The organism is Aeromonas sp. D3 (genome assembly GCF_027705025.1).
In the GTDB taxonomy this organism is placed as follows: domain Bacteria; phylum Pseudomonadota; class Gammaproteobacteria; order Enterobacterales; family Aeromonadaceae; genus Aeromonas; species Aeromonas salmonicida.
Genome location: NZ_JAPDBE010000020.1, coordinates 12,963 through 28,206, shown reverse-complemented (window position 1 = coordinate 28,206; position 15,244 = coordinate 12,963). Strand labels below are relative to the sequence as shown.

At 59.4% G+C, this 15,244-nt stretch carries 14 protein-coding genes; 8 read left to right on the top strand and 6 right to left on the bottom strand.

Annotation, left to right across the window (positions count from 1 at the left end; genetic code table 11):
* Positions 1 to 11: 11 nt before the first annotated feature.
* Together carA and dapB are read right to left on the bottom strand one after the other, a co-directional pair.
* The gene (carA, locus tag OKC28_RS12955; RefSeq protein WP_219615506.1) at positions 12 to 1,148 is read right to left on the bottom strand and encodes a glutamine-hydrolyzing carbamoyl-phosphate synthase small subunit; all 1,137 of its coding nucleotides are present in this window, start codon (positions 1,146 to 1,148) and stop codon (positions 12 to 14) included.
* Between the two features lie 676 nt (positions 1,149 to 1,824).
* Complete coding sequence (gene dapB, locus OKC28_RS12950) at positions 1,825 to 2,637, bottom strand: 4-hydroxy-tetrahydrodipicolinate reductase (RefSeq protein WP_256684292.1); 813 nt, start codon at positions 2,635 to 2,637, stop codon at positions 1,825 to 1,827.
* Positions 2,638 to 2,884: 247 nt separating this feature from the next.
* On the opposite strand from dapB, the gene OKC28_RS12945 reads away from it, so the two are divergent.
* From OKC28_RS12945 to serA, 5 genes are all read left to right on the top strand, one after another.
* Complete coding sequence (locus tag OKC28_RS12945; protein ID WP_270689564.1) at positions 2,885 to 3,853, top strand: alpha/beta hydrolase; 969 nt, start codon at positions 2,885 to 2,887, stop codon at positions 3,851 to 3,853.
* Between the two features lie 415 nt (positions 3,854 to 4,268).
* Positions 4,269 to 5,603, top strand: coding sequence for a Na+/H+ antiporter NhaC family protein (locus tag OKC28_RS12940; RefSeq protein WP_270689563.1), 1,335 nt, complete (start codon positions 4,269 to 4,271; stop codon positions 5,601 to 5,603).
* 153 nt (positions 5,604 to 5,756) lie between these two features.
* Positions 5,757 to 6,365 (top strand): 5-formyltetrahydrofolate cyclo-ligase, encoded by a 609-nt coding sequence (locus OKC28_RS12935; RefSeq protein ID WP_005314624.1) that lies wholly within the window; start codon positions 5,757 to 5,759, stop codon positions 6,363 to 6,365.
* Between the two features lie 255 nt (positions 6,366 to 6,620).
* Positions 6,621 to 7,274 carry a ribose-5-phosphate isomerase RpiA gene (rpiA, locus tag OKC28_RS12930; RefSeq protein ID WP_021140144.1) on the top strand — a complete coding sequence of 218 codons (654 nt, stop codon included), beginning with the start codon at positions 6,621 to 6,623 and terminating at the stop codon, positions 7,272 to 7,274.
* Positions 7,275 to 7,502: 228 nt separating this feature from the next.
* The gene (gene serA / locus OKC28_RS12925; protein ID WP_111587642.1) at positions 7,503 to 8,735 is read left to right on the top strand and encodes a phosphoglycerate dehydrogenase; all 1,233 of its coding nucleotides are present in this window, start codon (positions 7,503 to 7,505) and stop codon (positions 8,733 to 8,735) included.
* A gap of 184 nt (positions 8,736 to 8,919) precedes the next feature.
* On the opposite strand, the gene OKC28_RS12920 is transcribed toward serA, so the two are convergent.
* Positions 8,920 to 9,300 (bottom strand): diacylglycerol kinase, encoded by a 381-nt coding sequence (locus tag OKC28_RS12920; protein ID WP_005314618.1) that lies wholly within the window; start codon positions 9,298 to 9,300, stop codon positions 8,920 to 8,922.
* A 154-nt stretch (positions 9,301 to 9,454) separates the two neighbouring features.
* On the opposite strand from OKC28_RS12920, the gene OKC28_RS12915 reads away from it, so the two are divergent.
* Positions 9,455 to 10,516: a 3-deoxy-7-phosphoheptulonate synthase gene (locus tag OKC28_RS12915; RefSeq protein WP_059113201.1), complete on the top strand. Its 1,062-nt coding sequence runs from the start codon at positions 9,455 to 9,457 to the stop codon at positions 10,514 to 10,516.
* Positions 10,517 to 10,632: 116 nt separating this feature from the next.
* Here OKC28_RS12915 and OKC28_RS12910 read toward each other — a convergent pair whose 3' ends face one another.
* The 3 genes from OKC28_RS12910 to OKC28_RS12900 all read right to left on the bottom strand — a co-directional run bounded on the left by OKC28_RS12910 (position 10,633) and on the right by OKC28_RS12900 (position 13,344).
* A complete protein-coding gene (locus OKC28_RS12910) occupies positions 10,633 to 11,442 on the bottom strand; it encodes an ATP-binding cassette domain-containing protein (protein ID WP_270689624.1) in 810 nt (269 codons plus the stop codon).
* A gap of 59 nt (positions 11,443 to 11,501) precedes the next feature.
* A complete protein-coding gene (btuC, locus tag OKC28_RS12905) occupies positions 11,502 to 12,509 on the bottom strand; it encodes a vitamin B12 ABC transporter permease BtuC (RefSeq protein ID WP_270689557.1) in 1,008 nt (335 codons plus the stop codon).
* 103 nt (positions 12,510 to 12,612) lie between these two features.
* Entirely contained in the window at positions 12,613 to 13,344 is a 732-nt protein-coding gene (locus tag OKC28_RS12900; RefSeq protein WP_270689555.1) for a substrate-binding periplasmic protein, read from the bottom strand.
* A gap of 111 nt (positions 13,345 to 13,455) precedes the next feature.
* On the opposite strand from OKC28_RS12900, the gene OKC28_RS12895 reads away from it, so the two are divergent.
* Both OKC28_RS12895 and tapW read left to right on the top strand, forming a co-directional pair.
* Positions 13,456 to 13,812 (top strand): DMT family protein, encoded by a 357-nt coding sequence (locus OKC28_RS12895; RefSeq protein WP_005314602.1) that lies wholly within the window; start codon positions 13,456 to 13,458, stop codon positions 13,810 to 13,812.
* Positions 13,813 to 13,871: 59 nt separating this feature from the next.
* The gene (gene tapW / locus OKC28_RS12890; protein ID WP_011898593.1) at positions 13,872 to 15,011 is read left to right on the top strand and encodes a type IVa pilus ATPase TapW; all 1,140 of its coding nucleotides are present in this window, start codon (positions 13,872 to 13,874) and stop codon (positions 15,009 to 15,011) included.
* Positions 15,012 to 15,244: the final 233 nt, after the last annotated feature.

Below are 15,244 nucleotides of genomic sequence, written 5' to 3'. Positions count from 1 at the left end.
CTCTTTTCCTCTTAAGCGCGATACTGCTTGATCAATTCAATAAAGTGGTCGAACAGACCGGCACAGTCGTGCGGGCCCGGGCTCGCTTCTGGGTGACCCTGGAAGCTGAAGGCCGGACGGTCGGTGCGGTGGATGCCTTGCAAGGACCCGTCAAACAGAGAGACATGGGTGGGGCGCAGGCAATCCGGCAGTGAGCTCTCGTCCACTGCAAAGCCGTGGTTCTGGGCGGTGATCATCACTGTGTTGTCATCCAGGCTCTTCACCGGATGGTTGGCGCCGTGATGGCCGAACTTCATCTTGATGGTCTTGGCGCCGGAGGCCAGACCCAGCAGCTGGTGACCCAGGCAGATGCCAAATACCGGCGTGTTGGTGTTGAGAAAAGCCTTGATGGCCTCGATGGCATAGTCACACGGCTCGGGGTCACCGGGGCCGTTGGAGAGGAAGATGCCATCGGGGTTCATCGCCAGCACCTCGGCGGCCGGTGTCTTGGCCGGTACCACCGTCAGACGGCAGCCACGATCCACCAGCATCCGCAAAATGTTGCGCTTGACGCCAAAGTCGTAGGCTACCACGTGGTATTTGAGTTCATCGGCCGCCGGGGTGACATGCCCCTTGCCGAGCTGCCAGCTACCTTCGGTCCAGTTGTACGCCTCGCCAACCGTGACCTCTTTGGCCAAGTCCATCCCCTTCAAACCGGGGAAGGCGCGGGCCTGTTCGAGGGCATATGCCTCATCAACTTGCTTGCCCGTCAGGATGCAGCCAGCCTGGGCGCCTTTCTCGCGCAGAATGCGAGTCAGTTTGCGGGTGTCGATGTCGGCGATGCCAACGATGTTGTGAGACTTGAGGTAATCGGAGAGGGATTGCTGATTGCGGAAATTGGAGGCAAGTATCGGAAGGTCCCGGATGATCAATCCCTGTGCATGGATTTGACTGGACTCTTCATCTTCGCTGTTGGTGCCGGTGTTGCCTATATGAGGGTAAGTGAGGGTGACTATCTGACGGGAATAAGAGGGATCGGTAAGGATTTCCTGATAGCCCGTCATCGACGTATTGAAAACCACTTCACCAACGGAACATCCCTCGGCGCCTATCGACACGCCTTTGAACACAGTTCCATCTTCCAGCACTAGCAATGCAGTGTGATTCAAGACAACCTCCAGTTATTTAGCTTTAAATTCAGCAATTTACCTGGGTGTTGCGGGTCCGGACGCTGTTTGAAACAGGGCTCAAACCCGGCAGATTTCTGGCAAATTGGGCGCATTCTACTTAAAAATGATCGCATTTCAACGTCTTTTCTCGTTTTAAATGCATCTAAATTCAATAAACAAGCAACATTACCCATTATCTATGCACTCAATCGCTTTGCAACCCCCTCCAGCAAAAGAAAAGCCAGAACCCGCAACAAAAGCGGCACCTTGTGCCATTCAAAGCACAAAAACCAACATTTAACCCTTTAAAAACAAGCAAGTGTGATTTATAAAAAAAACTAACCAACCATAAAAAGAGTCATTTAATGACAGATAAGTGACTTGCAAAAATAGAAAACGTTTTTCTTGTTTTGAATTTTTAGTCTTTTTTGTGACATGTGAAAAAATGCGACCGCAGGGGGGGTAGAGGCCCAATCTCGTTACGCTTTGATGACATTTGACAGAAGGGGGCCAGGCCACCGTTCTAGAAAGAGGTGGTTTGAATGGTTTGGATGAAAAAACGCGGCGTAATCACCATTTATACAAGAAAATACGAAAAACCCCGGCGAACCGGGGTTTGGCAAGGCAGTGGGTGCCCCTCGCAGGGGGAGCGATGACACCCAGAACGTCAGGCAGCTTATTTCAGACTGAGTACATCCTGCATGTCGTAAAGACCGGCACCCTGCTGGCCAAGCCACTTGCCCGCGCGCACAGCGCCATTGGCGAAAGTGAGGCGGCTGGAGGCCTTGTGACTGATCTCCACCCGCTCGCCAATGTCGGCAAACATGACGGTGTGTTCCCCCACCAGATCGCCGGCGCGAATGGTGGCAAAGCCGATGGTGTTGCGATCCCGCTCGCCGGTGATCCCTTCACGGCCATAGACGGCGCACTCCTTGAGATCGCGGCCCAGGGTTTTGGCCACCACTTCCCCCATGGAAAGCGCTGTGCCGGACGGTGCATCCACCTTGTGTCTGTGATGTCCTTCGATGATCTCGATGTCGGTGTAATCCCCCATCACCTTGGCGGCCTGCTCCAGCAGCTTGAACACCAGGTTGACGCCGACCGAGTAGTTGGAGGCGAAGACGATGCCGATCTGCTTGCCCGCCTCTTTCAGCGCCGCCTTGCCTGCGTCATCAAAACCTGTGGTGCCGATCACCATCTGCTTGTTGTGGGCCAGGGCAAAGCCCAGGTTGGCCAGGGTCACCTCGGGACGGGTGAAGTCGATGATGAGATCAAACTCATCCCGAACCTTGTCCAGGCTGTCGCTGATCATCACACCCAGCTTGCCCAGACCGTTGAGCTCACCGGCATCCAGCCCGATCACGGCAGAGCCAGGTCGCTCCAGCGCCGCCCCTATCACCACGCCCTCGGCGTTGGTGATGGCTTCCAGCAGCACCTTGCCCATACGACCATTACAGCCCATCACGGCCACACGGATCGGATTGTCCATCTCCACCCTCTCATCTGTTTTATGGAAAGAGACCGTTTTACCAGCCTGCGCCGGCTTTGAAAAGCCGTGAGACACCCTCTTCGGTTCGGCCGCGACGGTGAACCGCTCAAAATGGCTGATGCCCCCCTTGCCATTCCAACCCCGCAGACTGGCGGTTTGGGGTTTGGCAGAGACGGCGCCATCTGATAGGTTTCCCTTGATGGACACAAGGTTCAACCCCACGCCGCTGTCGCCAGGAGATAGACATATGAATACGGGATTGCTGTGCGTACTGGGCCTGCTGTCGCTCGGCCTTGTCACCCTTGTGGCGGCGCTGCTGTTTGGCGGGCCTGGCCCGGCGCCGGAGATGGCCAGTATCAGCAACCCCTTCAAAACCCTTGACTGGAGCGGCCTGCCCTCGCCCGCCAGATACAAGGCCCGTGACGGTGCCGAACTCGCCTACCGACACTATGCTCCCGCAGCCAAGGATGTCAGGGGTAGCGTTGTGCTGGTTCATGGCTCCTCGGCCAGCAGCCAGAGCATGCACATACTGGCGAGCGCCTTCTCGCAAGCCGGTTATGGTGCCTACACCCTCGATATCCGCGGCCATGGCGAGTCGGGCCAGAGAGGCACGATAGCCTACATAGGCCAACTGGAAGACGATCTGGAAGATTTCGCCGCAGCAGTGGCTCCGAGCAAACCCGCCACCCTCGCAGGCTTCTCGTCAGGGGGTGGCTTTGTGCTGCGCGTCGCCGGTGGCTCACGGCAAACCCTGTTTGACAACTACCTGCTCCTCTCCCCGTATCTGGGCCCCACTGCCGCCAACTACCGACCCAACAGTGGTGGCTGGGTGAGCGTCGGCCTTCCTCGCCTGATCGCATTGAGCATCCTCAACGGGCTGCATGTCTCGGCACTCAACCATCTGACGGTGCTGAACTTTGCGCTCAATGAAGAAGCGAAAGCACTCCTGACCCCCTCCTACTCCTTCAACCTCGCCTCGAACTTCCAGCCAGAGCGCGACTACCGGCAGAATTTGCGCAATGTAAAGCGCCCCTGCGCCGTGATTGCAGGCACCGATGACGAGGCGTTTAAAACCGACCAACTGGCACCCGAGTTAAGAGCGCTCGGCATTCAATGGCCCGTCACTCTGGTGCCGGATATTGGTCACATTGCCCTGACTCTCGATAAGCGCGCCCTGGCTGCAGCCGTTCAGGCCGTGGAGAAAATGACCCAGTAACAGCGCCGCCCTCACCGAGTATCAAGGCCGCCTCATTGCCTGCAGATGCGGGTGCCATGCCCAGCACGCGCAAGGCGTCGGCGGCCTACCCCAAAAGCAGATAACCCGGATATTCAGTACCATCAGCCCGTCAGCCCCGTCCGCCAAATGACATGTCTGTGAAAAGCGCCCAGCATGCCCCAAGACAACTCCGAACAATTGACAACATTGATTAATTTTTCCGAACATACTTTTGATATTTCAATCATGTCAGAATTGACCGACAGAAAACCCTATCCGTCTGGACGTCTATCTTGACCGAATGCCCCCGACTCACTACTGTAGGCGCCCCACAGCGGCAGGATGCCCGCCACGCTCATCCCATCAACCCGGGCTGGTGACGACAGGGAGGTCATGTTCAACCACAGAGGAATACATGATCCAGACCCAACCCAGCGCCAGAGCCCTGCTGCCTCTTCTGGTCTTTCTTGCTCTCTTTATCGGTACCGGCACCTGGCTGACCCTGCAGGGGGTGGAATTCGCCTTCTACCAGCTGCCTGCCCCCGTGGCTGCACTGCCTGCCGTCATGCTGGCACTGACGCTGGGGAAAGAGGGGTTCAACAAGAACCTTGAAACCTTCTTCAAGGGGGTGGGTGACAGCAGCATAATGGCGATGTGCATCATCTATCTGCTGGCTGGCGCCTTCGCCACCGTGGCCAAGGCCACCGGTGGCGTCGATGCCACCGTCGCGCTCGGTCTGTCGCTGATCCCGGGCTGGTTCCTGCTGCCGGGTCTGTTCCTCATCTCTGCGTTTATTGCCACCGCCATGGGCACCTCCATGGGCACGATCGGTGCCGTGGCCCCCGTGGCTCTTGGCGTGGCCCAGGCAGCCGGTATCGATCCGGTACTGATGGCAGGCACCATTCTCTCCGGCGCCATGTTCGGCGATAACCTCTCCATCATCTCGGACACCACCATAGCGGCGACCCGCAGCCAGGGCTGCGAGATGAAGGACAAGTTTCGCGAGAACATCAAGATTGCGGCCCCTGCCGCCATCGCAGTGATCCTGCTCTATCTGACCCTGGGTTCAGTGGGAGAAGCTCCCGCCACCACCGCCAGCGCGGACCTGTTCAAGGTGATGCCTTATCTGTTGATCCTGGTGCTGGCGCTCGCTGGCATGAACGTCTTCATGGTGCTGGGAATTGGCATTGTGGCCGCGGGCGCGGTTGGCATGATCAGCGGTTACCCGCTGGGCCAGTTCAGCAAGGATATCTATCAGGGCTTTACCGGCATGCAGGAGATCTTTTTGCTCTCCATGCTGATCGGTGGTCTCGGCGCCCTGATGGAACGCCAGGGTGGGCTGGCCTGGATCAGCGCCCGCATCAGCGCCCTGATTGCCCGCTTTACCCGCCAGCACGATGGTGAGCAGAACGAGAAGGCGGCCGAACTCGGCATCGCCGGCATGGTGGGCTTGACCAACCTCTGCACCGCCAACAACACAGTGGCCATCATAGTGGCCAGCAAGGTAGCGCGGGAGCTGGCGGAGCATCACGGCGTCACCCCGCGCCGCGCCGCCTCCATGCTGGATATCTTCTCCTGCGTGGTACAAGGACTCATCCCCTGGGGCGCACAGGCGCTGCTGCTGGGCTCCATCTTCGCATTGTCGCCACTGGCGGTGGTGAGCATGAGCTTCTATCCCATGGCCCTGGCACTGGCTGCGATAGTGGCTGTATTCGTCAAGCATCAGATGGGCAAGACATCGGATAAATAACCGGGACGGCTGCCGGACCGGGCATTGCACCCGGCCTGGCAGCCCATCCCCGCCGGGCTTGTCGCGCTGTTCATCCCTCGCCGGCCTTGTTAAGGTAACCAGGCCTTTGCGGCCAACTCCCTGCTCACCCAGGTGCACAATACAGGAGCCCCCATGCCGGATACCCAACCCGAGCAAGCCCATGAGCGGCAAACCCTGCGCCAGCTCATTCGTCTGCGCAGAAAAAGCCTGAGCCAGGCCGAGCAACAGGAGGCAGCCCAGCAGCTGGTTGCCCAGTTCAAGCAGCACAGCGAGATCCTGGCAGCCAGACGCATTGCCCTCTACCTGGCCAACGATGGCGAACTCAACCCCCTGCCCGCCATTCACTGGCTCTGGGCCCAGCAAAAAGAGGTCTATCTGCCGGTGCTGCACCCCTTCACCCCGGGTCACCTGCTCTTCTTGCGCTACACAGCCACCAGCCCCATGACCCGCAATCGCTACGGCATCGCCGAGCCTGAGCTGGATATGTCCCAGGTAGTGCCCCATAGCACCCTGGACCTTATCTGTACCCCGCTGGTGGCATTCGATGCCGAGGGCAACCGGCTCGGTATGGGGGGCGGCTATTACGATCGCACCCTCGCCTGCTGGCACGAACACAAGCTGGGCCCCAAGCCACTGGGTCTCGCCCATGACTGCCAACAGGTGGATGCCGTGCCACAGGAGCAGTGGGACGTGCCGCTGCCGCAGATCATCACTCCAAGCCGCTGCTGGCAATTTGCATGACCTCACAGGCAGCCGGCCTGTGCCGACTGCCTGTGAGTGCCCTCGTTGGCTGTGCTGCCGTCTCTGTTTTTTGCCATCCCCCCTCTTAGTACAGCCCCCTTTTCGTGCCCGCCACGCCAGATGCCACCCAGAGGGCTCAATAAACAGGCAAACGATTTACATCTTGGGGGTTTTTGGACCGGAACGTGACCTCTGTAGTCGCTCTGGGGGGGATGCTTGGATATAATGCGCCCGCTTTTTCCCAGAGGATCGATCATGACTCAAGATGAAATGAAGAAGGCGGCTGGTTGGGCTGCGCTCAAATACGTGGTGCCCGGTACCATAGTCGGGGTAGGCACAGGCTCTACCGTCAACCACTTTATCGATGCGCTGGCGACCATGAAGGACCAGATTGAAGGGGCGGTATCCAGCTCAATCGCCTCCACCGAGCGCCTCAAAGCCTTGGGCATCAATGTGTATGACCTCAACGACATCGATGCCCTCTCCGTCTACGTGGATGGCGCCGACGAGATCAATGCCACCCGCGACATGATCAAGGGCGGTGGCGCGGCCCTGACCCGCGAGAAGATAGTGGCGGCCGTAGCTGACAAGTTCATCTGCATCATCGACAACACCAAAACCGTGGACGTGCTGGGCCAGTTCCCGCTGCCGGTAGAGGTGATCCCCATGGCCCGTGAATACGTGGCCCGCGAGATCCGCAAACTGGGTGGTCACCCCGAGTGGCGCGAAGGTGTGGTCACCGACAACGGCAACATCATACTGGACGTCAAGGGCATGGCCATCAAGGATGCCAAGGCACTGGAAGTAAAGCTCAATGGCATAGTGGGCGTGGTCACCAACGGTCTGTTTGCCCACCGTGGCGCGGACGTGGTACTGATCGGCACACCTGACGGGGTAATCACCCAATAAGGCCGCCTCGGCAACATCATTGCTCTGCAAATCGACGACGGCGCCTGATGGCGCCGTTTTCATTTATCACTCAATGAGTTGCAAACTGTGGTTTACAACTATCGTTGAAAACTTCAAAGAATTTGACTTTCGTCACAAATATTCCCTCTCACAATCGTTTTTGCTACTTTACGGTTTTCTTCACACACCATATCTGCACTCATTCTTTGCATACATAGAGGGATCGTCATGACTGCCAAGTTTTCGCTGGACAAGGATAAGATCAAGGTACTGCTGCTGGAGGGAGTGCATCCCAACACGGTAGAGACCTTTCGTGCCGCAGGTTATACCAGCGTGGAGTACCTCAAGACCTCCCTGTCGGAAGAGGATCTGATCGAGCGCATTCGTGATGTGCATTTCGTGGGCCTGCGCTCGCGCACCCAGCTCACCGAAAAGGTGCTGGATGCCGCAAGCAAGCTGGTCGCCATCGGCTGCTTCTGCATCGGCACCAACCAGGTTGACCTCGACGCCGCCCACCTGCGTGGCATCCCCGTCTTCAACGCCCCCTTCTCCAATACCCGTTCAGTCGCAGAGCTGGTGCTGGGCGAGATACTGCTGCTGCTGCGCGGCATCCCGGAGAAAAACGCCAAGTGCCATCGCGGCGTGTGGGAAAAACTGGCCAATCGCTCGGTGGAAGCCCGTGGCAAGAAGCTCGGCATCATAGGCTACGGCCATATCGGTACCCAGCTTGGCATCATAGCCGAGAGCATCGGCATGAAGGTCTACTACTACGACATCGAGAACAAGCTCTCCCTGGGCAACGCCATCCAGGTGCCGAGCATGGTCGAACTGCTCAACATGTCCGATGTCATCAGCCTGCACGTGCCGGAGACCGCCTCCACCAAGAACATGATCGGCGCCGAGCAGCTGCGCATGATGAAACCGGGCGCCATCTTCATCAACGCCGCCCGCGGTACAGTAGTGGATATCGATGCCCTGGCCGACGTCATCAAGAGCGGTCATGTCTCCGGTGCCGCCATCGACGTCTTCCCGGTTGAGCCCAAGTCCAACGACGAAGAGTTCCTGAGCCCGCTGCGCGGGTTGGACAACGTGATCCTCACCCCCCATATCGGTGGCACCACTCAGGAAGCCCAGGAGAACATTGGTCTGGAAGTGGCCAACAAGCTGGTCAAGTATTCTGACAACGGCTCCACCCTCTCCGCCGTCAACTTCCCGGAAGTCTCGCTGCCGGGTCACAAGGGCTCCAGCCGCCTGCTGCACATTCACCGCAACCAGCCGGGCGTCATGAACAAGATCAACCAGATCTTCGCCGAAGAGGGGATCAACATCGCCGGTCAGTACCTGCAGACCAGCAGCCATATCGGTTATGTGGTGATCGACGTGGAGACAGAGCACAGCGAGAAGGCACTCGCCAAGCTCAAGGAGATCAACGGCACCATACGTGCGCGGATCCTGCATTGAGCCGTCGGGTTATGCCGTCAAGCGACTAACCCAATCGACAAAACGCAGTAAACAAGAAACCCGCCGAATGGTGGGTTTCTTTATGGCCGGGTACTGTGGTTCAGTGACCAAAGAGCGTCGGGTCGATTGGCACAGCGTGATCGGACGCCCCTGTCTCAATCACGAGAAAGGTTGCTGTCGCAACCTACCACCAGCCGAGCAGGTTGCGCCCTACCAGAGCGCCCCACACCAGGGCGTTGAGCGCCAGGGCGATAAAGACGGCGGCGGAGCCAAGATCCTTGGCGCGGCCCGACAGCTCGTGATGCTCCGAGCCCACCCTGTCTACCACTGCCTCGATGGCGGAGTTGAGTACCTCGACGATCACCACCAGCCAGCTGATGGCCACCAGCAGCAGGATCTGGTTGAGGGAATCCCCGAGCCAGAAGGCCAACGGCATCAGCAGCAGGATCAACATCAGCTCCTGTCGGAAAGCCGCCTCGTTGACCCAGGCTGACTTGAGCCCCTTCATGCTGTAACCGGTTGCGTTGATGATGCGGGTAACCCCGGTTGCTCCTGGCTTTGCCACGCTATCTACCTCATTTGGCGTCGTTTTGGGGTTCACATCCTATCAGAGCCCCTCGAGGTTTCCATCAGGGGCATTTTGCTTTATTTTATCCCCTTGCATTTTCGGCACGCGGTCAACGCTACAGCCCACGCCACCCACTCGAGAATTGAGTCGTATGTCCATTCACACCGATGAATTGCGCACCCGTCGCCTGGAGTCCCTGATCACTCCAAGCGAGCTCGCGCACGCCTTCCCGTTAAACGACACCGTTGCCCAGAACCTGCTGGATGCCCGCCGCGAAGTGGAAGCTATTCTGGCCGGTGAGGATCAGCGCCTGCTGGTCATCGTCGGCCCCTGCTCCATCCATGATCCGGCCGCCGCCCACGAGTATGCCCGTCGCCTCAATGCCCTGCGCGAGCAGTACAAAGAGAGCCTCTGCATCGTGATGCGCACCTACTTCGAGAAGCCGCGCACTATCGTCGGCTGGAAGGGACTCATCAATGATCCGCGCCTCGATGGCAGTTTCGATGTCAACGAAGGGCTGAAACTGGCCCGCAAGCTGCTGGTCGACATTAACGAGATCGGCATGCCCACCGCCACCGAGTTTCTCGATATGGTGACCGGTCAGTACATCAGCGACCTCATCACCTGGGGTGCCATAGGCGCACGTACCACCGAATCCCAGGTACACCGCGAGATGGCCTCCGCCCTCTCCTGTCCGGTCGGCTTCAAGAACGGCACCGACGGCAACACCCGCATCGCCATCGATGCGGTGCGCGCCGCCCGCCACAGCCACATCTTCTATTCCCCGGACAAGGACGGCAAGATGACCATCTACCGTACCGCCGGCAACCCCTATGGCCACGTGATCTTGCGTGGCGGCCACAGACCCAACTACGATACCGCCAGCATCGACGAGGCGTGCGAAGCCCTGGCCGACGTGGGCCTGCCGGAGCGTCTGGTGGTGGATTTCAGCCACGGCAACAGCATGAAGGATCACCGCCGTCAGCTGCTGGTGGCCCAGGACATCTGCGATCAGCTGCGCCGCGGCCGTACCGGCATCGCCGGCATCATGGCCGAGAGCTTCCTGGTGGAAGGTCGTCAGGATGTGGAGAACGGCTGCGCCGCCACCTTCGGCCAGAGCATCACGGATGCCTGCCTGTCGTGGAGCGACACCGAAACCCTGCTGGCCATGCTGGCAGAGGCCGCCCAGGTACGCCTGAGCAAACAGGCTTGAACTGCGAATAAAACCAAAGGGGCCGGTATTGTTGATACCGGCCCCTTCTTCTTGCAGTCGGTCGGTTACGCTTCGCTAATCGACCCTACACGCGCACTCTTTCCTCTATACCCCGCTTACAAACTGGGCATAAACCAGACCCGACCGGCCACCTCAATGCGGTCGGTCTTGATTTGGAATACCCGCTCCAGCAAGGCTTCGTCGATGACATCGACGCCCCCCTCGCTCACCACGCGCCCCTGTTGCAGACAGAGGATCCGATCCGCCCAGTCGATGGCCAGATTGATGTCGTGGATGGCGAGCACCACCAGCAGCCCCTGCCGTGTCAACGATTCCAGCAGCCGCAACAGTGCCAGCTGATGGTGCAGATCCAGCCCCGCCAGCGGTTCGTCCAGCAGCAAGACTCGCCCCGCCGGATTGAGGCCGGGCCACACCTGCAGCAGGGTACGGGCAATCAGCACCCGCTGTTGCTCCCCGCCGGAGAGGCGACTGAAGTCCCGTGCCAGTAGCGAGCTCAGCTCCAGTGCATCGCACAGGGCGTCGACGGCATCGCTCTGGGCCTGCTTCACATCGCCCGGTTGCCTGACCTGCACCCGCTCATCCAGCCCTATGGCCAACACCTGAAACACAGGAATATGAAACAGCTGGGGCTGGCGCTGGGGCAGCATGGCGCGGCGCTGGGCCAGCTCCGGCCAGCTCAGCTCGCGGATCGCCACCCCGCCAAGCCGCACTGTGCCCGCGGCGGGCAAAATACCGGCCAGGGCGCCAAGCAGGGTGGATTTGCCGCTGCCGTTGGGGCCGAGCAGGGCCACCAGCTGACCCCCCTGCCAATCGAGATCCAGCGCAGCCAGTCGCTCCGGGATCGCAAGGGCCCGCGCCTCGATCAGGGAGGCTGACTCAAGCGAAGAGGGATCAGCGGGCAGCATCGGCATCTTGCCTCAACAGCAGGTAGACAACTTGAGCATGTCGGCATTCGGGCCGGTATTTATGCGGTAGCATTGGCATCTTGCCTCAGCAGCAGATAGATGAAGAGCGGGGCGCCGACCGAGGCGGTGATCACACCGATGGGCAGCTCACCGGCGCTTAATGCAGAGCGTGCAACCAGATCGGCCCCCAGCAGCAGGGCACCGCCCCCCAGCGCCGAAGCGGGCAACAGGAAGCGTTGATCGCTGCCGCCACACAGACGCAGCAGATGGGGCACCACCAGGCCGACAAAGCCGATGACACCGCATAGCGACACGGCAATGCCGGTGAGCAGACAGACCGCCAGCACTAGTCGCACCCGCATCCTGTCCACGTCCAGTCCCATCAGACGGGCCTGGGTCTCCCCCAGCAGCAGTTGCTGCAAGGCCCTGCCCTGCCAGCAAAGCCAGCCGAGCGTCAGCGGCAACACCAGCCACCACCAGGCCAGTTGCTGGCTGCCATAGGAGAGGCTGCCCATCATCCAGAACATGTATTCGCGCAGAGAGCCGTCATCGGCAAAGTACATCAACCAGGTCATGGCCGCATTGGTGAGGATGCCGATGGCGACCCCGAACAGCAGCAGACGGGTATGGCCGAGCCTGGCCCGACGCGCCAGCCGAATAAGCAGCATGGTCACCGCAAGGGCGCCACCAAACGCTGCCAGCGACAAGCCCCAGCCCGGCAGATAGATACCGAGGGACTTGGCCACGGCCATCGCCACCATGGCGGCGAGGCCAGCGCCGCTCGACACGCCAAGCAGGCCGGGTTCGGCCACCGGGTTGTGCAGCATCACCTGCAGCACGGCGCCGCCGCAAGCGAGCGCCGCCCCCGCCAGCAGGGCCAGCAAGGCACGGGGCAACCGCAATTCCAGCAGGATGCGTTGTTCAAGATCGCCCATGGGCTGCCAGGGCAGCAGCATGAATTCGCCCCAGATAAGGGAGAAGAAAAAGAGCAGCAGGGTCAGCAGCGTCAGGCAAAACAACCAGCCCCGCTGCCAGCGTTGCTGGCCGGCGAGCAAAGAGAGATACACAGAAGCTCCCCGAACGTGTACAAGGCCCGGCGCCGATGCTGTATTGACCAGCCCGGCGCACAAGGATGAAAAGCGCATGATAACAGTGCGTTACCACCCAAGGTCAAGGCTGGTAAGGTTTGGCAAGGGCACCTATCTCGCCGCTCGCCACCATCTCCTGCAACGCCAGCGCCAGCGGCTGCCGCAGGGCGTGGTGAGGGGAGCGCTTGCTCATGCCCAGATAGAGCATGACCGGCTTGGGTGGCAGATAGGCCGCCTTGATAAGCCCGGCCTCATTTTGCTGGCTCAGGGCATAATCCACCTGGCAATCCGTGCCTATCATCAGCGATAAATGGCCCCGCTGCACCATGCGCAGCAGTTGATCCTCGGTGGGGACGCCGTGCTTGTCGAGCCGGCTGTCCGAATCAAACGGCTCGAAGTAGGTGGAGTTGAGCACATGACCGACCTTGCGCCCCTGCAGATCGGCATAGGTGTTAAGGGATGACACCACGGCCGGTTTGCCATAAAAAGACGTGTGGCACTGGTAGTAGGCAGGTTGCAGATAATCGATGAACTGTGCCCTGTCCGGCGTCATCGCCACCCCTATCATGAGGTCAACCTGACCGGTCTGCATCTGCTTGAGGGCCCGTCCCCAGGGGACCCGCTTCACCTCGAACTGTATGCCGCTACGGCTCTGCAGCCGCTGCAGAATATCCATGTCCAACCCGCGAAACTGCCCATCCGGTTGCAAGACTCGAAACGGTGGCCAGACATCGGTGGCCACAGTCAGGGTTAGGGCACCCTGTGCCTGGCAGGCCAGCAGCAGACCAAACACTCCCCAGCCTCTCTTCCCCATCCACTGATCCCTGTGTCACCCACCCTTGATGGGTTAAAAATACCCTGCCGTGCCACTTATGGAAACCCGGGGTTCAGGGATAAAATGCGCCGGACTTTCAAGGAGAACCCAATGAACCCGATTTTCGCCAGTATCGGTCTGCTCTTGTGCAGCAACGTCTTCATGACTTTCGCCTGGTATGCCCACCTCAAGAGCATGAACCACAAACCCTGGATCATCGCCGCCCTGGTGAGCTGGGGCATAGCCCTGTTCGAATACCTGTTGCAAGTGCCCGCCAACCGTATCGGCCATACAGTGATGAGCGTTGGCCAGCTCAAGATACTGCAAGAGGTGATCACCCTTACCGTGTTTGTCCCCTTCTCGGTCTTCTATCTGAAAGAGGATCTGAAGTGGGATTACCTCTGGGCCGGCCTCTGCATCATGGGTGCGGTGTTTTTTGTGTTTCGCGAGAAACTCACCGGTGCCTGAGGCTGTACACTCAATAACATCCCACGTAACGGCATCTCCTTGATAGACGAGGCAAAACCATGGAATTGCGAGACATGCTACAGATCCTGGCCAAGCAGGACGGCTCAGACCTCTATCTGTCGACCGGCGCCCCTCCCTGTGCCAAGTTCAACGGTGGGCTGCGCCCCCTGTCCGAGACGTCGCTCGAACCGGGGGAAGTAGCCAAGATCGCCGCCGACATCATGGATGGCGAGCAGAAGCAGCAGTTCGAGCGGGAGCTGGAGATGAACCTCGCCATCTCCCTGCCCCAGATAGGGCGTTTTCGGATCAACATCTTCAAGCAGCGCAATGAAGTCTCCCTGGTGGCCCGCAACATCAAGACAGAGATCCCCCGCTTTGAAGATCTCAAACTGCCCCCCGTGCTGCTCGACACCATCATGGAGAAACGGGGTCTGGTGCTGTTTGTGGGCGGAACAGGCTCGGGCAAATCCACCTCGCTCGCGGCCCTCATCGACCATCGCAACCGCAACAGCGGCGGCCACATCATCACCATCGAGGATCCGGTGGAATTCGTCCATCGTCACCGCAAGAGCATCATCAACCAGCGGGAGGTGGGGGTAGATACCCGCAGCTTCCACGCCGCGCTCAAGAACACCCTGCGCCAGGCACCGGATGTGATCCTCATCGGTGAAATTCGCGATCGCGAGACCATGGAGCATGCTCTTGCCTTCTCCGAAACCGGGCATCTGGCCATCTCCACCCTGCACGCCAACAACGCCAACCAGGCGCTGGATCGCATCATCAACTTCTTCCCCGAGGAGCGCCGTCCCCAGCTGCTCAACGATCTTGGCAACAACCTCAAGGCCTTTGTCTCCCAGCGACTGGTGAAAACCACAGACGGTGGCCGCCGGGCGGCGGTGGAGATCATGCTGGGCACCCACACCATCCGCGACATGATCAAACGCGGCGAATTTGGCAGCCTGAAAGAGGTGATGGAAAAATCCAGAGCGCTCGGTATGGTCACCTTCGACAGCGCCCTGTTCGATCTGGTGGTGGAAGGGGTGATAGAGGAGGAAGAAGCGGTGAAAAACGCCGACTCGGCCAACAACCTGCGCCTCAAGATCAAGCTGTGGAAAGAGAAAGGCCAGATCGCCAACAGTGCGGATGCCACCGGCTGGAGTCTGGAGCCCACCAAGGACGAAAGTAACGATCCCTTCTAGTCCGCCCCCTGTCCCCTCCCCCTTGAACCGTCATCCGCCATGGCAGATGACGGTTCAAAAAAACGCCAGCCACCCATCCTTGTCTTAGCCCCTGCCTCTTCTCGCCATGTTGCTATTTGGTTAACACCCGTCCCCGGCCATGGCGTTTGCTCACATAAATGACAAAAAAATCAATGTGAGCCCCCTGCTTGCAAAAAATGTCGTTGAAAGCCCTTTCATACAGGCCTCAAAGG